Source organism: Variovorax robiniae (assembly GCF_037889955.1).
Classification (GTDB): domain Bacteria; phylum Pseudomonadota; class Gammaproteobacteria; order Burkholderiales; family Burkholderiaceae_C; genus Variovorax; species Variovorax robiniae.
This window is the reverse complement of record NZ_JBBKZS010000003.1, coordinates 174643-191901: the sequence shown is the minus strand read 5'-3', so window position 1 is coordinate 191901 and position 17259 is coordinate 174643. Positions and strand designations below refer to the sequence as shown.

17 protein-coding genes are annotated in these 17259 nt (G+C 65.7%); 16 read left to right on the top strand and 1 reads right to left on the bottom strand.

Annotated elements, in window-relative coordinates:
• Positions 1-14 precede the first annotated feature (14 nt).
• The 9 genes from WKW79_RS09065 to WKW79_RS09025 all read left to right on the top strand — a co-directional run bounded on the left by WKW79_RS09065 (position 15) and on the right by WKW79_RS09025 (position 8936).
• A complete protein-coding gene (locus WKW79_RS09065; RefSeq protein ID WP_340334810.1) occupies positions 15-452 on the top strand; it encodes a DUF2147 domain-containing protein in 438 nt (145 codons plus the stop codon).
• Positions 453-473: 21 nt separating this feature from the next.
• Positions 474-2873 carry a 3-hydroxyacyl-CoA dehydrogenase/enoyl-CoA hydratase family protein gene (locus WKW79_RS09060; protein WP_340334809.1) on the top strand — a complete coding sequence of 800 codons (2400 nt, stop codon included), beginning with the start codon at positions 474-476 and terminating at the stop codon, positions 2871-2873.
• 13 nt (positions 2874-2886) lie between these two features.
• A complete protein-coding gene (locus WKW79_RS09055) occupies positions 2887-3330 on the top strand; it encodes an endonuclease domain-containing protein (RefSeq protein WP_340334808.1) in 444 nt (147 codons plus the stop codon).
• Positions 3327-4523: an acetyl-CoA C-acyltransferase gene (locus tag WKW79_RS09050; protein ID WP_340334807.1), complete on the top strand. Its 1197-nt coding sequence runs from the start codon at positions 3327-3329 to the stop codon at positions 4521-4523. The genes WKW79_RS09055 and WKW79_RS09050 overlap by 4 nt, the downstream gene beginning before the upstream one ends.
• A 220-nt stretch (positions 4524-4743) precedes the next feature.
• Positions 4744-5577 carry an acyl-CoA thioesterase gene (locus WKW79_RS09045; RefSeq protein ID WP_340334806.1) on the top strand — a complete coding sequence of 278 codons (834 nt, stop codon included), beginning with the start codon at positions 4744-4746 and terminating at the stop codon, positions 5575-5577.
• 2 nt (positions 5578-5579) lie between these two features.
• Positions 5580-6320, top strand: coding sequence for an SDR family oxidoreductase (locus tag WKW79_RS09040; RefSeq protein WP_340334805.1), 741 nt, complete (start codon positions 5580-5582; stop codon positions 6318-6320).
• Positions 6321-6345: 25 nt separating this feature from the next.
• Entirely contained in the window at positions 6346-6939 is a 594-nt protein-coding gene (locus tag WKW79_RS09035; RefSeq protein WP_340334804.1) for a 2-hydroxychromene-2-carboxylate isomerase, read from the top strand.
• Between the two features lie 148 nt (positions 6940-7087).
• Positions 7088-7867: an enoyl-CoA hydratase gene (locus WKW79_RS09030; protein ID WP_340334803.1), complete on the top strand. Its 780-nt coding sequence runs from the start codon at positions 7088-7090 to the stop codon at positions 7865-7867.
• A gap of 94 nt (positions 7868-7961) precedes the next feature.
• Entirely contained in the window at positions 7962-8936 is a 975-nt protein-coding gene (locus WKW79_RS09025) for a tripartite tricarboxylate transporter substrate-binding protein (RefSeq protein WP_340334802.1), read from the top strand.
• Between the two features lie 121 nt (positions 8937-9057).
• On the opposite strand, the gene WKW79_RS09020 is transcribed toward WKW79_RS09025, so the two are convergent.
• Positions 9058-9480 (bottom strand): acyl-CoA thioesterase, encoded by a 423-nt coding sequence (locus WKW79_RS09020; protein WP_340334801.1) that lies wholly within the window; start codon positions 9478-9480, stop codon positions 9058-9060.
• 40 nt (positions 9481-9520) lie between these two features.
• Between WKW79_RS09020 and WKW79_RS09015 the strand changes: the two genes are divergently transcribed.
• From WKW79_RS09015 to WKW79_RS08985, 7 genes are all read left to right on the top strand, one after another.
• Positions 9521-11419 carry an ABCB family ABC transporter ATP-binding protein/permease gene (locus tag WKW79_RS09015; protein ID WP_340334800.1) on the top strand — a complete coding sequence of 633 codons (1899 nt, stop codon included), beginning with the start codon at positions 9521-9523 and terminating at the stop codon, positions 11417-11419.
• A 23-nt stretch (positions 11420-11442) separates the two neighbouring features.
• On the top strand, positions 11443-12384 hold the full coding sequence (locus WKW79_RS09010) for a 2-hydroxyacid dehydrogenase (RefSeq protein WP_340334799.1): 942 nt from the start codon (positions 11443-11445) through the stop codon (positions 12382-12384).
• Positions 12385-12686: 302 nt separating this feature from the next.
• On the top strand, positions 12687-13106 hold the full coding sequence (locus tag WKW79_RS09005) for a MarR family winged helix-turn-helix transcriptional regulator (protein ID WP_340334798.1): 420 nt from the start codon (positions 12687-12689) through the stop codon (positions 13104-13106).
• Between the two features lie 125 nt (positions 13107-13231).
• Positions 13232-13696, top strand: coding sequence for a MarR family winged helix-turn-helix transcriptional regulator (locus tag WKW79_RS09000; RefSeq protein ID WP_340334797.1), 465 nt, complete (start codon positions 13232-13234; stop codon positions 13694-13696).
• Between the two features lie 52 nt (positions 13697-13748).
• Positions 13749-15332, top strand: coding sequence for an ABC transporter substrate-binding protein (locus WKW79_RS08995; RefSeq protein ID WP_340334796.1), 1584 nt, complete (start codon positions 13749-13751; stop codon positions 15330-15332).
• 10 nt (positions 15333-15342) lie between these two features.
• Positions 15343-16284, top strand: coding sequence for an ABC transporter permease (locus tag WKW79_RS08990; RefSeq protein WP_340334795.1), 942 nt, complete (start codon positions 15343-15345; stop codon positions 16282-16284).
• A 32-nt stretch (positions 16285-16316) separates the two neighbouring features.
• Positions 16317-17255 (top strand): ABC transporter permease, encoded by a 939-nt coding sequence (locus WKW79_RS08985; protein WP_340335178.1) that lies wholly within the window; start codon positions 16317-16319, stop codon positions 17253-17255.
• The last annotated feature ends 4 nt before the right edge of the window (positions 17256-17259 follow it).

Below are 17259 nucleotides of genomic sequence, written 5' to 3'. Positions count from 1 at the left end.
ACGAGGAGACGACCATGAAGAAGCTTGCACTGACCGCCATCCTTTTTGCAGCCACCGCCACGTCCGCGTTCGCGCAGATGACGCCGGTGGGCGCCTGGCAGACCATCGATGACAAGACCAGCGAGGTCAAGTCGCAGATCCGCATCACCGAATCCGGTGGCGTGGTGAGCGGCCGCATCGAGAAGCTGCTGCGCAAGGACGCCAAGCAGGACGCGGTCTGCGACGAGTGCAGCGACGACCGCAAGGGCAAGCCCATGGTCGGCCTCGAGATCATCCGTGGCGCCAAGAAGGTCGAGGGCAAGGACGTCTGGGAAGACGGCAAGATCCTCGACCCCGAAAACGGCAAGAACTACACGCTTCGCCTGACCCCGATCGAGGGCGGCAAGAAGCTGGAAGTGCGCGGCTCGGTGCTCGGCATCGGGCGCACCCAGACGTGGGTCCGCGTGCAGTAAGAAACATCAGACGGAAATTCAATGTCCCGATTCCAAGTGAAGAAAGTCGCCGTGCTCGGCGCCGGCGTGATGGGCGCGCAGATTGCTGCGCACCTGGTCAACGTTCGCGTGCCGGTGGTGCTGTTTGATCTGGCCGCGAAAGAAGGCCCCAAGAACGGCATCGTCACACGCGCCATCGACAACCTCAAGAAGCTCAAGCCCGCGCCGCTCGGCGACGTGGCCGACGCCTCGCTGATCGAAGTGGCCAACTACGACGACAACCTCGACAAGCTCGGCGAATGCGACCTGGTGATCGAAGCGATCGCCGAGCGCATGGACTGGAAGCTCGATCTCTACAAGAAGATCGCGCCGCACGTTTCGAAGAATGCGATCCTGGCCTCGAACACCTCGGGTCTGTCGATCACCAAGCTCAGCGAAGCGCTGCCTGAAGCATTGAAGCCGCGCTTCTGCGGCATTCACTTCTTCAACCCGCCGCGCTACATGTTCCTGGTCGAGCTGATCAACACGCCGACCACGCAACCGGAAGTGCTGGACCAGCTCGAGGCCTTCGTGACCAGCACGCTCGGCAAGGGCGTGGTGCGCGCGCATGACACGCCCAACTTCATCGCCAACCGCGTCGGCATCGCCGGCATGCTGGCGACGCTGAAGGAAGTCGAGAAGTTCGGCCTGACGCCGGACGTGGTCGACGACCTGACCGGCAAGAAGCTGGGCCGCGCAAGCTCGGGCACCTTCCGCACGGCGGACGTGGTGGGCCTGGACACGCTGGCCCATGTGGTCAAGACGCTGCAGGACAACCTGGACGAGAAGAGCGATCCGTTCTACCCGAACTTCGCGACGCCGCCGGTGCTGGCCAAGCTGCTGGAACTGGGCAAGCTGGGGCAGAAGACCAAGGGCGGCTTCTTCAAGAAGGCCGGCCGCGACATCCTGCGCTTCGACCTGGCCAAGGGCGACTATGTGCCCTCGGGCGAGAAGGCCGATGAGGTCTATGGCCGCATGCTGAAGAAGCCGGCTGGCGAGCGTCTCCGGTTGCTGCGCGAGAGCGAAGGCCCGCAAGGCCAGTTCCTCTGGGCCATCCTGCGCGACAGCTTCCACTACGCTGCGATCCACCTCGCGACCATCGCCGAGAGCGCGCGCGACATCGACTTCGCGATGCGCTGGGGCTTCGGCATGAGGCAAGGTCCGTTCGAGCTGTGGCAAGAAGCCGGCTGGACGCAAGTCGCCCAATGGATCCAGGAAGACATCGATGCCGGCAAGGCGCTGACCAACGCGCCGCTGCCGAAGTGGGTGTTCGAAGGCCCGGTCGCGGAAGCCGGTGGCGTGCACACGCCCGAAGGTTCGTGGAGCGCATCGGCCAACAAGTTCGTGCCGCAGCGCAAGCTGCCGGTGCATGAGCGCCAGTTGTTCCCGGAGAGCGTGCTCGGCGCCAACGCGCCCGACGCCAACCAGGCCGGCACGACGATCAGCGACGAAGGCGACGTGCGCGTGTGGACGCTGGACGACGAAGTGCTCATCGCCAGCATCCATTCGAAGATGCATGCGATCAGCCCCGACGTGGCCGAGGCGCTGGCCGCCGCGGTCGACCTGGCCGAAGCCGAATACAAGGGCCTCGTGATCTGGTCGCCGGACGAAATGTTCTCGGTCGGCGCCGACCTGCAGGCGATGTTGCCGGCCTTCGTGGTTGCCGGCATCGGTGCGGTCGAAGGCGCGGAAGAAGCGCTGCAGCAAACCATGCTGAAGATCCGCTACAGCAGCGTGCCGGTCGTGTCGGCCGTACGTGGCCTGGCGCTGGGTGGTGGTTGCGAACTCGCGATCTACTCGTCGAAGCGCGTGGCCGCGATGGAAAGCTATATCGGCCTCGTCGAAGTCGGCGTGGGCCTGATCCCCGGCGCGGGCGGCCTGACCTACATCGCACGCCGTGCGGCCGAGAACGCGTCGGCATCGACCGGCACCGACCTGCTGCCCTTCCTCACCGAAGGCTTCACCGCCGCGGCGATGGCCAAGGTGGGCACCGGCGCGCTGGATTCGAAGAAGCTCGGCTACCTGCTCGACAGCGATGTGATCGTGCCGAACAAGGACGAACTGCTCTACGTGGCGCAACAGCAGGTCAAGGCCATGGCCGACGCCGGCTATCGCGCCCCGCTGCGCCGCAGCTTCCGCGTGGCCGGCCGCAGTGGCGCCGCGACGATCAAGGGCCAGCTCGTGAACATGCGCGACGGCGGCTTCATCAGCGCACACGACTTCCACATCGCCAGCCTGATCGCCAACGTGGTGACCGGCGGTGATGTCGATGCCGGCTCGCTGGTGACCGAGGAATATCTGATGGCGCTGGAACGCAAGGCGTTCTGCTCGCTCATCGTGCATCCCAAGACGCAGGAGCGAATCATGGGGATGCTGTCGACGGGCAAGCCCGTCCGCAACTGACGCAAGAGTGAACATGAGCGGCGACTCGGCGTCTGGTCCCCTCTCCCGCTCGCGGGAGAGGGCTAGGGTGAGGGCAAGAACCTTGCGCGAATCCCCAACCGACGCCGAATCCCTGCTCTGGTACCACCTGCGCGACCGACGCCTCGCAGGCTTCAAGTTCCGCCGGCAACGCCCCATCGGCCCGTACTTCGCCGACTTCGCATGCCTGGAAGCCAGGCTTGTTGTCGAACTCGATGGCGGCCAGCATGTGGACGAAGCCGGATACGACGAGCGCCGAACGGCGTTGATGAATGCCGAAGGCTTCCACGTCCTGCGCTTCTGGAACAACGAAGTGCTGGCGCAGACGGAAGCCGTGCTGGAAGTCATTCTTCGGGCGCTTCAGGAAGGCGCAGACCCTCACCCCAACCCTCTCCCGCTGGCGGGAGAGGGGGCAAGACACCAGGAACAGATTCAATGAAACAAGTCCAAGACGCCTACATCGTCTCCGCCACGCGCACGCCGATCGGCAAGTCGCATCGCGGTTACTTCCGCAACTACCGCCCCGATGACCTGCTGGCGACCACGCTGAAGGCAGCGCTCGCCGCCGTGCCCAACCTCGACCCCAAGGCCATCGAAGACATCATCTGCGGCTGCGCGATTCCTGAATCGCAGCAGGGCCTGAACGTCGCGCGCATCGGCGCGGTGTTGGCCGGCCTGCCGACCAGCGTCGGTGGCATCACGGTCAATCGCTTCTGTGCGTCGGGCCTGTCGGCCGTGCAGATGGCGGCGGACCGCATCCGCGTAGGCGAAGCCGACGTGATGATCGCGGCCGGCGTGGAAAGCATGAGCATGGTGCCGATGATGGGCAACTCGCCCTCGCTGTCGCCCTCGATCTTCGAGCGTGAAGGCGACGTGGGCATCGCCTATGGCATGGGCCTGACCGCCGAGAAGGTGGCGCAGCAGTGGAAGGTGAGCCGCGAGGCGCAGGACGCGTTCGCGCTGGCCTCGCACCAGAAGGCGCTTGCCGCGCAAGCCGCCGGCGAATTCGCCGACGAGATCACGCCGATCGAAGTCACCGACCGCACGCCCGACCTCGCCACCGGCGAATCGATCGCGAAGAAGCGCACCGTGAGCCTCGACGAAGGCGCGCGCCCCGACACGACGATCGAAGGCCTGGCCAAGCTGCGCACCGTGTTCGCCGCACGCGGCACGGTGACAGCCGGCAACAGCTCGCAGACCTCCGACGGCGCGGGCGCGCTGATCATCGCGAGCGAGAAGGCGATCAAGCAATACGGCCTGACGCCGCTCGCGCGCTTCGTGAGCTTCGCCAGCAAGGGCGTGCCGCCTCACATCATGGGCATCGGCCCGATCGAGGCGATCCCGGCGGCCCTGCGCTATGCGGGGCTGAAGCATGAGGACATCGACTGGTTCGAACTCAATGAAGCCTTTGCAGCGCAGTCGCTGGCGGTCATGAACACGCTGGGGCTGGACCCGAGCAAGGTGAACCCGATGGGCGGCGCGATCGCCCTGGGCCACCCGCTGGGCGCGACGGGCGCGATCCGTTCGGCCACCGTGGTGCACGCGCTGCGCCGCAAGAACCTGAAGTACGGCATGGTGACCATGTGCGTAGGGATGGGGCAAGGCGCCGCCGGCATCTTCGAACGCGTGTAGGACGGCTACTGCGCGGGCGATCTGCGGCGTTGCGGGGCCCGTCAGGAAATCCTCACGACCTGCAGGTCGCTCCGGTTTCCTGACACCCGCGCCTTGCATCTCATCCCGCTCGCTACGCCGAACTTCCGTTGAGGGCGGGGAGGGAGAGAGGACCGGGGTCGACATGGCGCGCGTCGCCTTCATGACGGCTTGAAGGGATCATTGGAGAGACACTGGACTCATGACTGCCACGCACACCTTCGACTCGGCCCTCGCGCTGAAACCCAGCCCTGTACGCGCGGGGCATTACTTCGGCGTCACCAGCCCGGACTACTGGAACATGGTGGGGCCGTTCGGCGGCATGACGGCGGGGATCGTGCTGCAGGCGGTTCTGTCGCATCCGGAGTTGCTGGGTGCGCCGATCGCGATCACGGTCAACTATGCGTCGGCCATCGAAAAAGGCGCGTTCGAGGTGCAGGCCACGCCCGTGCGCACCAACCGTTCGACGCAGCACTGGACCATCCACATCACGCAGGCCGATGCCAACGGCATGCAGCAGGTCAACACCACGGCCACGGTGGTCACGGCCGCGCGTCGCGAGACCTGGCGCGCCAGCGACATCCCGGTGCCCCAGGCGCCGCCGCCGGCGGAGGTCGCGCGCATGGGGATCGGGCCTTCGGGCGTGGCCTGGCTGAACCAGTACGACATGCGGCCGATCAGCGGGCACGTGCCGACCAAGTGGGACGGCAGTGGCGACCACAGCGAAACCCGCATCTGGCTGCGCGATGCCGTGCCGCGTGCACTGGACTTTGCTTCGCTGGCGTCGATGAGCGACATGTTCTATCCGCGCGTCTGGCTGCGCCGGGCGAAGCATGTGCCGGCCGGCACGGTGTCGATCACGACCTACTTCCATGCGGGCAATACCGAACTGGCCGCGGTCGGCACGGGCTACCTGCTCGGCCGCGCGACCGGGCAACGGTTCCACAATGGCTTCTTCGACCAGGCCGCGCAACTGTGGAGCGAGGCTGGCGAGTTGCTGGCCACGAGCAACCAGATCGTCTACTTCAAGGAATAACGATGCCCAAAGCAGCACTCATCGTCGGCGCCGGCGACGCCACCGGCGGCGCCATCGCCCGCCGCTTCGCACGCGAGGGCTACGTTGCCTGCGTCACGCGCCGCAGCCTGGACAAGTTGCAGCCCCTGGTCGCGCAGATCGAGGCCGATGGCGGCGCGGCGCGCGCCTTTGCCTGCGACGCACGCAAGGAAGAGGAAGTGATCAAGCTCGTCGAGGAAATCGAGTCGACCATCGGACCGATCGAGGTGATGGTGTTCAACATCGGTGCCAACGTGCCGGAGAGCATCCTCAACGAAACGGCGCGCAAATACTTCAAGGTGTGGGAGATGGCCTGCTTCTCGGGCTTCCTCAACGGCCGCGAAGTCGCGAAGAAGATGGTGGCCCGCAATGTGCCGGATGGCGCGCACCGCGGCACGATCATCTTCACCGGCGCCACCGCATCACTGCGTGGCGCGGCCAACTTCGGCGCGTTCTCCGGCGCGAAAATGGCGTTGCGGGCACTGGCCCAGGCGATGGCCCGTGAACTCGGCCCGCAAGGCATCCACGTCGCGCACGTCGTGGTCGACGGCGCCATCGACACCGAATTCATCCGCAGCAACTTCCCCGAGCGCTACGCCCTGAAGGCGCAGGACGGCATCCTGAACCCCGACCACATCGCCGACATGTACTGGATGCTGCACGCGCAGCCGCGCGACGCCTGGACGCATGAGCTCGACCTGCGCCCCTGGTCCGAGAAGTTCTGATCACGATGACAACGAAGGAGACGGCATGAGCAAGACAGTGGATTTCTATTTCGACTTCGGCAGCCCGGCCGCCTACCTGGCCGCGACGCAGTTGCCCCACATCGCGGCCGACACCGGCGCCACGATCAACTGGAAGCCGATGCTGCTCGGCGGCGTGTTCCAGGCCACCGGCAACCATTCGCCGGTCGAGATCAAGCCCAAGGGTCCTTACATGACCACGGACCTGATGCGCTTCGCCAAGCGCTACGGCGTGCCTTACGCGCACAACCCGCATTTCCCGATCAACACGCTGCTGCTGATGCGTGCCGCCACCGGCATCCAGGCGCAACAGCCCGAGCGCTTCCCGGATTTCGTGAAAGCGATCTACACCGCGATCTGGGTCGATGGCAAGAACATGAACGACCCGGCCGTGGTCGGCGAGGTGCTGCAAGCTGCCGGCTTCGATCCCGCGGCCGTGCTCGCGCTGGCCAACGCGCAAGCGACCAAGGACCAGCTCAAGGCCACCACCCAGGAAGCCGTCGAGCGCGGTGTGTTCGGCGCGCCGACCATGTTCGTCGGCCAGGACATGTTCTGGGGCCAGGACCGCCTCGACTTCGTCAGAGAATTTCTGGGTGCATGAATAAACCTGCTGCGCGACTCGATCTTGCGACTGCGGTCCTCACCGTACCTGGGTACGGTTCCGGTCCTCCTCGCAACCTCGAGCCGCTCGCTACGGATTCTTCACGCACCCAGTTCCCCTCAATCACCTTGAACGGAAAAGACTCACCATGAGCGACATCCTCGTCCACACCGAAGCCGGTGTGATGACCCTGACCTTCAACCGCGTCGAGCGCAAGAACTCGATCACCGGCGCGATGTACAACGCGCTCTCCGATGCGCTCGAACAGGCGGCAAACGACGCCGCCGTGCGCACCGTGCTGATCCAGGGCGACCCGACCATCTTCAGCGCCGGCAACGACATCGGCGACTTCATGGCGCAGTCGGCCAAGCCGGCGGCGGCGACTGACGCCGAGTCGCCGGCCATCCGCTTCCTGCGCACCATCGCGGCCTTCCCCAAGCCGATCGTCGCCAGCGTCTGCGGCCCTGCGGTGGGCATCGGCACCACGCTGCTGTTCCATTGCGACCTGGTCTATGCGGGCGACAACGCCGCCTTCTCGATGCCCTTCGTCAACCTCGGCCTGGTGCCGGAGGCCGCGTCGAGCATCCTGGCGCCGCAGATGTTCGGCTACCACCGCGCCGCCGAGGCGCTGCTGCTGGGCGAGCCCTTCATGGCAGAGGCCGCCCTGGAAGTCGGCCTGGTCAACCGTGTCGTGCCACCGACCGAAGCCAACGGCATCGCGCAGTCGCAGGCCCGCAAGCTCGCCGGCAAGCCGCTGTCGGCGCTGGTCGAGACCAAGCGCCTGCTCAAGATGGGCCAGCAGCCCGCGGTGCTGGAACGCATCGGCGTGGAGAGCGTGAGTTTCGCCAACGCGATGCGCTCGCCGGCGGCAAAGGAAGCCTTCAGCGCGTTCATGGAAAAGCGCAAGCCGGACTTCTCGAAGGTCTGATCCAGCACGGCGGCGAGCTGGCCGCCCGGGTTCGTTTCCGCGGCGTGGCTCGCGCTAGAGTGCGCGACACAACAATCCGCAGGAGACGAAGCCCATGACCCTCACCAGACGACAAGTCCTTGCCGCCGGCGCCGTGCTCGCCGCGCTCGGCAGCACTGCCCTGGCGCAAACGCCCGCACTCGAAGGCGGCACCCTCAAGATCGTCGTGCCCTATCCGGCCGGAGGCACCTCCGACCGCGCGGCGCGCCTGCTGGCCGATGCCATCGCGCCCAGGCTTGGCGTCACCGTCATCGTCGAGAACCGCGTAGGCGCGGGTGGTCGCCTGGCCGCGCAGCAGGTCTACAAGGACACCTCGGGCCAGAACCTGGTGCTGCTGGCCAACCCGGCCACCATGCTGGTCGCGCCGCTGGTGTTCAAGGACAACGGCTACGACCCCGACAAGGACTATGTCGCGCTCTCGCAGATCACGAGCTACGACTTCGGGGTGGCGGTCGGACCGGCGGTGCCGGTGCGCGAATTCGGCCATCTGCGGGCCTGGATGCAGGCCAACCAGGACAAGGTGGCGGCCGGCGTGCCCGCGACCGGAAGCCTGCCGCACTTCTTTGGCCTGATGCTCGGCGACAAGATGGGGATCAAGATGCCCGTGGTCGGCTACAAGGGCTCCGCGCCGCTCATGAACGACCTGATGGGCGGGCACGTGCCGATCGCCTTCGACTCGCTCGATGCGCTGGAGCCGCTGGCCAAGACGGGCAAGATCAAGATCCTGGCCGTGTCCGGCGTTCGCCGCTCCTCCACGTTGCCCGACGTGCCGACCTTCAAGGAGGCTGGGCTGGACCTCTCGGCCTCGGGCTGGAACGTGGTCTATGCGGCAGCCTCGATGCCGGCCGCGCGCCAGCGCACCATCGCCACGGCCATCCAGCAGGCGATGGCCGACCCGGCCTTGCAGGCCCGCTTCAAGTCGGCGGAGATGGTGCCGGTGGCGAGCAGCAGCGCGCAGACGGTGGCGATGCTGGCCGCCTACAAGGCGCAGTGGGCGCCGGTCGTCAAGAACTCCGGCTTCCAGCCCTGATATATGAAACGAGCGCGAGTATTGCCTGTTCGGGGGCACCCGCGGAACCGGCTTTGCCGGGCCGCTGGGTGCGCCCCCTTGAGGGGGAGCGCCGCAGGCGCATTCGGGGGTGGGTTTCCTTTCAGTCCCGCTCGATCGGCCGCGGCCGGCCGTTCCCGTCGATGGCCACGTAGGTGAATGTCGCCTGCGTCACCTTGATGTATTCGCCCTGCGTCTTGAAGCGCTCGGCGAACACCTCGACCGTCACCGTGACGGAGGTGCGTCCGACCTTCACCAGCTTCGAATAGAAGGACAGGATGTCGCCGAGGCGCACGGGCTGCTTGAACACGAACTCATTGACCGCCACGGTCGCCATGCGCCCCTTCGTATAGCGCGCCGGGATCACGGAGCCGGCCAGGTCGCACTGGGCCATGACCCAGCCGCCAAAGATGTCGCCATTGGCATTGCAATCGGCCGGCATCGGGATGACCTTGAGCACCAGGTCCATGTCGGTCGGCAGGCTCTTGAGGGTCGTGGCCGCATTGGCGCTTGGAGTATGGGACATGGGCACAATCTGAAGAAAACTACATCCACGATTGTCATCCATGCGCCGCAGCGGCGAAACACTCTCTCAACCTTCTCACGCGGGCGCCCACGCGCCGGAGCGCAGCGACCGTTCCGACTGGGCGACCCTGCGCCGCCTGTTCCCCTACCTCTGGCAATACAAGTGGCGCGTGCTCGCGGCGCTGAGCTTCATGGTGGGCGCCAAGGTCGCCAATGTCGGCGTGCCGGTGTTGCTGAAGAACCTGGTCGACACCATGACGCCCAAGCCCGACATGGCGCAGGCGCTGCTGGTGGTGCCCATCGCCCTGCTCGTGGCCTACGGGTTGCTGCGCTTCTCGACCTCGCTGTTTGGTGAATTGCGCGAACTGGTCTTCGCCAAGGCCACCGAAGGCGCGGCGCGCAGCATCTCGCTGGAGGTGTTCCGGCACCTGCATTCGCTGAGCCTGCGCTTCCACCTGGAGCGGCAAACGGGCGGCATGACGCGGGACATCGAGCGCGGCACGCGCGGCGTGCATTCACTGATCTCGATGTCGCTCTACAGCATCGTGCCGACCATCATCGAACTGACGCTGGTGCTGACCATCCTCGGCGTGAAGTTCGATTCGCTGTTCGTCTGGATCACGGCGGTGGCGCTGGTGCTCTACATCACCTTCACCGTGACGGTGACCGAGTGGCGCACCCAGTTCCGCAAGACCATGAACGAGCTCGATTCGGTGGCGCAGAGCCGCGCGGTCGATTCGCTGCTGAACTACGAGACGGTCAAGTACTTCAACAATGAGGAGTTCGAGGCGCAGCGCTACGACGCCAGCCTGGACCGCTACCGCAAGGCCGCGATCAAGAGCCAGCGCACCTTGAGCATGCTCAACACGGGCCAGCAGATGCTGATCGCGGTGAGCCTGGTGCTGATGCTGTGGCGCGCGACCTCTGGCGTGGTCGAGGGGCGCATGACGCTGGGCGACCTGGTGATGGTCAACGCCTTCATGATCCAGCTCTACATCCCGCTCAACTTCCTGGGTGTGATCTACCGCGAGATCAAGCAGAGCCTGACCGACCTCGACAAGATGTTCGTGCTCATGGAAAAGGAGCGCGAGGTGCGCGACGCGCCCGATGCCAAGCCGTTGAATCTGCACCTGCTCCCGCGAGCGGGAGAGGGCCGAGGTGAGGGTACCTCTCCCGACGCCACCGTCCGCTTCGAAGACGTCAGCTTCGCCTACGAGCCCTCGCGCCCCATCCTCAAGCACGTGAGCTTCGAGATCCCCGCAGGCAAGACGGTCGCGGTGGTCGGACCATCGGGGTCAGGCAAGTCCACGCTGGCTCGATTGATGTACCGCTTCTATGACGTCGGAGTCGGGTCGCCCGGCGCCGGCGGCGGCCGCATCACCATCGGCGGCCAGGACATCCGCAGCGTGACGCAGGCCAGCGTGCGCCAGGCCATCGGCATCGTCCCGCAGGACACCGTCCTCTTCAACGACACCGTCGAATACAACATCGCCTACGGTCGCCCCGGTTCCACGCACGAAGAGGTCGTGGCCGCCGCGAAGGCCGCGCGCATCCACGACTTCATTGCCGCCACGCCCAAGGGCTATGCCACGCCGGTCGGCGAGCGCGGCCTCAAGCTGTCGGGTGGCGAGAAGCAGCGCGTCGCCATCGCGCGCACGCTGCTGAAGGACCCACCGATCCTCATCTTCGACGAAGCCACCTCGGCGCTCGACTCCGCCAACGAACGCGCGATCCAGGCGGAGTTGCAGAGCGCCGCGCGGAACAAGACCACGCTGGTCATTGCGCACCGCCTCTCGACGGTGGTCGATGCGCATGAAATCCTCGTATTGGAGGGCGGCGTCATCGTCGAGCGCGGCACCCATGCCGGCCTGCTCGCGCAGGATGGTCGCTACGCCCGGATGTGGTCCATGCAGCAAGTCGAAGCCGCACCTGTCCTCTAGCTTTTCCCAGGAGCCGATACCGAATGTCCGACAAGATTCCATTGCTGGTGGCCACCACGCTCTCCAGCGAACACCAGGCCCGCCTCGCAGAGCACTACGACATGCGCTACGCGCCGACCGCCGCCGATCGCGTCGCCGCCATCGCCGAGCGCGGCGCGGAGTACCGCGTGGTGCTGACCATCGGCGTGCTCGGCGTCACCGCCGCCGAGATGGCCGCCATGCCCAAGCTCGAGTTGATCTGCTGCATGGGCGCCGGCTTCGAACTGGTCGACCTCGACGCGGCCCGTGCGCGCGGCATCGTGGTCGCGAACGGGCAGGGCACCAACGACGATTGCGTGGCCGACCATGCCTTCGGCCTCGTCATCGCCGCGGTGCGCAATTTCCGCATGCTCGACCAGAAGTGCCGCGAAGGCGTGTGGCGCCTCGCGATCCCGCAACCGCCCAATGTCTCCGGCAAGCGCCTGGGCATCCTCGGCATGGGCACCATCGGGCAGAAGATCGCGCGGCGCGCGGCCGGCTTCGACATGCCCGTCGGCTATCACAACCGCAAGCCGAAGGAAGGCTCGCCGCTCCCCTACTTCGACAGCCTGAAGGCGCTCGCCGAATGGGCCGACGTGCTGGTGTGCGCGGCGCCCGGCGGCCCGGCGACGAAGCACATCGTCAATGCAGAGGTGCTCGATGCGCTGGGGCCCAAGGGCTTTCTCGTGAACATCGGCCGGGGCAGCGTGGTCGATACGGAGGCGTTGGCCGCAGCCCTGCGCGAGCAGCGCATCGCCGGTGCCGGCCTCGACGTCTACGAGAGCGAGCCAAAGCCTCCCGAGCAACTCATCGGCTTCGACAACCTCCTCATCACTCCGCACCTGGCCGGCTGGTCGCCGGAGGCGACCGAGGCGTCCTTCCTGCGTTTCCTGGCCAATGCAGAGGGGCACTTCTCCGGACGGGGCGTGGTGACGGCCGTCCAGTAGCCAACCCCAGGGCGCCTGCGACTCCCGGGCAGCCGCTCGAGGCGGCGGTTCCGTGGCTGTGCGCCCGTCGCTTCGCCCCTTCCCGGTGCGGGCGCTTCCCAATCGGTGGATCGGATGAAAAGCCCGCCAGCGTGGACCGAACCCGCGGCGTGGAATATCGGTGCAATCGCGGATGACGGCCCGCCACGGATGCTGCTATGGTGCTTCCAGGGGAGGTTGCAGTTGGCAACTGTTTCCAATTGCAACCAGGGAGAGCCGGGATGTCGCATGCAGCCATTGACTTCCTCACGTACAGGGTGGACGTGTTCAGCCGCAAGGCCAAGGCGCTCGCATCGGACATCTATGAACAGTCGTGCAGCGTGAGCCTGCGCGAACTGCGAGTTCTGCGGCTCGTGGCCCATCAACCGGGTATCACCCAGGGCGAGGTCGCCGGCCTCGCAGAACTCGAGAAATCAAGCAGCTCCAGGATCGTCAAGGCGCTCGCCGAGCGCGGACTGATCGTGCGCGAAACCGGCGCGCAGGACGCCCGGTCGGGCCACCTGTTCCTGACCGAGTACGGGCAGGACGTGGTCCGGCGCGCCGAGCGCGTGGGTCGGAGGATGGAGAAATCGATGCTGTCCGTTCTGTCCGATGCGGAACTTCAATCCTTCGAGCAATGCCTGGCCCGGTTGACGGCCAGGGTCGAGATCGACATCGATTCCGCCCAGGAACGGTTCCTCTGAAATGCGCCAATCTGGTGCCGACATCGGGAAATCCCCGGGATCGTCAGATGGCACGGATGCTGCTAATGTTCATACATAGTTGCAGCTAGCAACTATTGCCGATAGAAATAAAAAAGGAGAGATGCATGTCACGCCCCGCCATAGATTTCCTGACCTTCAGGATGGACGTCGTCAACGACCAGGCCAAGCAGATGGCTTCCGCCATCTACGAGGAGGCCTGCGACGTGAGCCTGCGCGAGCTTCGCGTGCTGCGGCTGGCCCATCGCCGGCCCGGCATCACGCAGGGCGAGGTGTCCAGCGAGGCACGGCTCGAGAAGACGCTGGTGTCCAAGTTGGTGACTGCGCTGGCACGGCGCGAGTTGCTGGTGCGCCAGATCGGCACCGAGGATGCGCGCTGGGTGCAGTTGCACCTGACCGCGAAGGGCCGCGAGATCGTCAAGGAGTGCGATCGCCTCGGCCGGAAGATGGAGAAGTCGTTGCTGTCGGTGCTCAGCAGCGAAGAGGTCGAGGTGTTCGAGGCCTGCCTGGCCAAGCTCGCCGTCCAGGTCGAGTCCGGATTCGACGTCTTGCCACGCAAGAAGCCCCGCTGATTTTTGTTGTCGCGTCTCTGCGACCTGTTTTTCACCTTAGGAACTGCCAGCCATGTCATTGAAGAAGTCCCTCCTCACCCTCCTTGTCGGCGGCCTGATGTCGACCGCTGCCGGCGTTGCGCTGGCGCAGGATGCGCCCAAGGTCCTGCGCATGGTGCCGCAGTCCGACCTGAAGATCCTCGACCCGATCTGGACCACCGCGTTCGTCACGCGCAATCATGGCTACAACGTGTACGACACGCTGTTCGGCGTCGACATCAAGGGCAAGGTCAGCCCGCAGATGGTGGGCGACTACAACAGCAGCGCCGACGGCAAGACATGGACCTTCACGCTGCGCGACGGCCTGGCCTTCCACGACGGCAAGCCTGTCACTTCGGCCGACGTCATCCAGTCGATCAAGCGCTGGGCGCAACGCGATGCGCTGGGCCAGAAGATGATGGCCGCCATGGGCAGCATGGACGCGAAGAACGACAAGACCTTCGTGATGACCTTCAAGGAGCCCTTCGGCATGGTGATCGAGGCGCTCGCCAAGCCATCGGCCAATCCGCCGTTCATCATGCCCAAGGCCGTGGCCGAGACGCCGGCCGACCAGCAGATCAGCAGCACCGTCGGCTCCGGCCCCTACATCTTCAAGACCGACGAATACCGCCCGGGCGAGAAGGTCGTCTACATCAAGAACACCAAGTACGTGCCGCGCAAGGAGCCGGCCTCGGGCACAGCCGGCGGCAAGATCGTGAACGTCGACCGCCTGGAGTGGATCGTGCTCAACGATGCGCAGACGCAGGTCAACGCGCTCACCAACGGCGAAGTCGACATGCTCGAGATCTCCCCGCCGGACCAGTACGCGACGCTCAAGGACAACCCCAAGATCGAACTCGGCAAGCAGGTGCCGTCGGCCTCGTTCGCCTTGCACCTGAACCGCATGGTGCCGCCCTTCAACAACGTGAAGATCGCGCAGGCCGCGTTCATGGCGGTGAACCAGGAGGCGTTGCTGCGTGCGCAGATGATCAGCAAGGACCTCTACAAACCCAATCCCTCGATCTATCCGCTGGGCTCGACCTACTGGTCCGACAAGACTTCCTACTTCACCGGCAAGCCGCAGTTCGAGAAGGCAAAGGCGCTGCTGAAGGAGGCCGGTTACAAGAATGAGCCGATCGTGCTGATGTACCCGGCCAACTTCACCTCGCTCAACAAGCTGCCGCCGGTGATGGCCGCCTTGCTGAAGCAGGCTGGCTTCAACGTCGACATGGTCTCGATGGACTGGCCGACGCTGGTCGCGCGCCGCGCGGTCAAGAAGCCGGCGGCGGAAGGCGGCTGGAATGCCTTCATCACGGCCTGGAGCGTGGCCGACAACATGAACCCGATGTTCTTCGCACCGATGACCGGCAATGGTGAGAAAGGCTGGTTCGGCTGGACCACCGACGAGCCGCTGGAAAAGCTCAAGGGCGAATTCCTCGCCGCCACCACCGAGGAGCAGCGCAAGCCGCTGGCGACTGCCATCCAGGAACGCGTGATCGACGCGGCTGTGTATGCGCCGATCGGCGAGTGGACCTTGTATTCGGCACTGCGCAAGGACGTGGTCACCGGCCTGATCCCATCGCCCGTCGGTGTGTTCTGGGGCCTGAAGAAGAACTGAGCACGGCCCCATGCTGAGCTTTCTCCTGCGGCGCATCGTCGCCACGATCCCGGTGCTGGTCGTCGTGGCCCTCATCGTGTTCCTCATGACGCGGTTGGCGCCGGGCGATCCGGCGGCCAACATCGTCGGCGACAACGCGACCACGGAAAACTTGCAGAAGGTGCGCGAGAACCTGGGTCTCAACGATGCGTTGCCCACGCAGTTCGCACGCTGGGGCTGGAAGGTCGTGCAGGGGAACCTGGGCGAATCCTTCTTCATGAAGAAGCCGGTGACGGAACTCATCGCGCAGCGCATCGAGCCGACCGTCTCCCTGGCCAGTGTCACGCTGCTCTTCACCATCCTGATCGCGGTGCCGCTGGGCGTGATCGCGGCCTGGCGGCATGGGGGCTGGCTCGACCGCGGGCTCATGGGCTTCTCCGCGCTGGGCTTCTCGATACCGGCCTTCGTGATCGGCTATGTGCTGATCTGGATCTTCGCGCTGAAGCTGCAATGGCTGCCGGTGCAGGGCTACAACCGGATAGGGGACGGTGTCGGTCCGTGGCTGCGCAACCTGATCCTGCCGGCGATCACGCTGTCGATCATCTACGTGGCACTGATCGCCCGCGTGACGCGCGCCGCCGTGGCCGAGGCCATGACCGAGGACTATGTGCGCACGGCACGCGCCAAGGGCATCTCCGAAGCGCGCGTGCTCATCAAGCACGGGCTGGCGAATGCGGCGGTGCCAATCGTCACGGTGATCGGCATCGGCATCGCGCTGCTGATCGGCGGCGTGGTGGTGACCGAATCGGTGTTCGCGATTCCGGGGCTCGGGCAACTCACGGTCGATGCGGTGCTGTCGCGCGACTTTCCGCTGATCCAAGGCATCACGCTCTTCTTCTCGGTGATCTACGTCGCCGTCAACCTGCTCGTCGACATCAGCTACCTGGTGTTCGATCCGCGCATCCGCTACTGACCGCGCGTCGAGGAACAAGAGAAATGACCGACATGACTTCGGCGCTCGACGAGGCACCCCTGCCCGTCGAGGCGGCGGTACCCGCGAAGAAGCGCCGACCGCTGTGGAAGCGCGTGCTCGACAACTGGTCGGTACGCATCGGGGGCAGCGTGCTGGTGGTGCTGATCCTCATGGGCATCGCCGCGCCGGTGCTGGGCACCATCGACCCCGGCGCGATCGACCCGGGCAGCGCCAACCTGCTGCCCGGCACGCGCGGCGAGTTCAACAGCCTGGACGGCAACACCTTCGAGCACCTGTTCGTGATGGGCACCGACAGCCTGGGCCGCGACATCTGGAGCCGCACGCTGTACGGCGCCCGCGTGTCGATCACGGTGGGCATCGCGGTGGCGCTGTTCACGCTGGTGTTCGGCCTCGCGGTCGGGCTGATGGCCGGCTATTTCCGGCGGCTCGACGGCATCGTGATGCGGCTCATGGACGGCGTGATGGCCATCCCCGGCATCCTCTTTGCGGTGAGCCTGGTGGCGTTGTTCGGCGGCACGCTGCCGATCGTGATCTTCGCGATTGCCGTGCCGGAAATCCCGCGCATGGCGCGGCTGGTGCGAGCGGTGGTGTTGAGCGTGCGCGAGGAGCCGTATGTGGAAGCGGCCATCGCACTCGACACGCCGACGTGGAAGATCCTGCTCAAGCACATCATGCCGAACGCGATCGCGCCGATGATCATCCAGGGCACCTACGTGTGCGCGACGGCTATCCTGGTCGAGGCCATCCTGTCCTTCCTCGGCGTGGGCCTGCCTGCCGAGATGGCGACCTGGGGCAACATCATGGCCGAGGGCCGTGCGCAGTTCAACCAGTACCCGCACAACGTGCTGTTCCCCGGCATCTTCCTCGCGCTCACGGTGCTGTCGGTCAATGTGATGGGTGATGGCTTGCGCGACACGCTCGACCCCAAGTTCAACAAGCGAGGCGAGTGAAGCC

Bases quoted from the DNA above. Each gene is read 5' to 3' on its own strand.
- WKW79_RS09020 (WP_340334801.1), bottom strand. From the start codon at position 9,480: ATGTCCCATACTCCAAGCGCCAATGCGGCCACGACCCTCAAGAGCCTG.
- WKW79_RS09055 (WP_340334808.1), top strand. From the start codon at position 2,887: ATGAGCGGCGACTCGGCGTCTGGTCCCCTCTCCCGCTCGCGGGAGAGG.
- WKW79_RS08995 (WP_340334796.1), top strand. From the start codon at position 13,749: ATGTCATTGAAGAAGTCCCTCCTCACCCTCCTTGTCGGCGGCCTGATG.
- WKW79_RS09000 (WP_340334797.1), top strand. From the start codon at position 13,232: ATGTCACGCCCCGCCATAGATTTCCTGACCTTCAGGATGGACGTCGTC.
- WKW79_RS09060 (WP_340334809.1), top strand. From the start codon at position 474: ATGTCCCGATTCCAAGTGAAGAAAGTCGCCGTGCTCGGCGCCGGCGTG.
- WKW79_RS08985 (WP_340335178.1), top strand. From the start codon at position 16,317: ATGACTTCGGCGCTCGACGAGGCACCCCTGCCCGTCGAGGCGGCGGTA.
- WKW79_RS09010 (WP_340334799.1), top strand. From the start codon at position 11,443: ATGTCCGACAAGATTCCATTGCTGGTGGCCACCACGCTCTCCAGCGAA.
- WKW79_RS09065 (WP_340334810.1), top strand. From the start codon at position 15: ATGAAGAAGCTTGCACTGACCGCCATCCTTTTTGCAGCCACCGCCACG.
- WKW79_RS09050 (WP_340334807.1), top strand. From the start codon at position 3,327: ATGAAACAAGTCCAAGACGCCTACATCGTCTCCGCCACGCGCACGCCG.
- WKW79_RS09030 (WP_340334803.1), top strand. From the start codon at position 7,088: ATGAGCGACATCCTCGTCCACACCGAAGCCGGTGTGATGACCCTGACC.
- WKW79_RS09045 (WP_340334806.1), top strand. From the start codon at position 4,744: ATGACTGCCACGCACACCTTCGACTCGGCCCTCGCGCTGAAACCCAGC.
- WKW79_RS09040 (WP_340334805.1), top strand. From the start codon at position 5,580: ATGCCCAAAGCAGCACTCATCGTCGGCGCCGGCGACGCCACCGGCGGC.
- WKW79_RS08990 (WP_340334795.1), top strand. From the start codon at position 15,343: ATGCTGAGCTTTCTCCTGCGGCGCATCGTCGCCACGATCCCGGTGCTG.
- WKW79_RS09015 (WP_340334800.1), top strand. From the start codon at position 9,521: ATGCGCCGCAGCGGCGAAACACTCTCTCAACCTTCTCACGCGGGCGCC.
- WKW79_RS09035 (WP_340334804.1), top strand. From the start codon at position 6,346: ATGAGCAAGACAGTGGATTTCTATTTCGACTTCGGCAGCCCGGCCGCC.
- WKW79_RS09025 (WP_340334802.1), top strand. From the start codon at position 7,962: ATGACCCTCACCAGACGACAAGTCCTTGCCGCCGGCGCCGTGCTCGCC.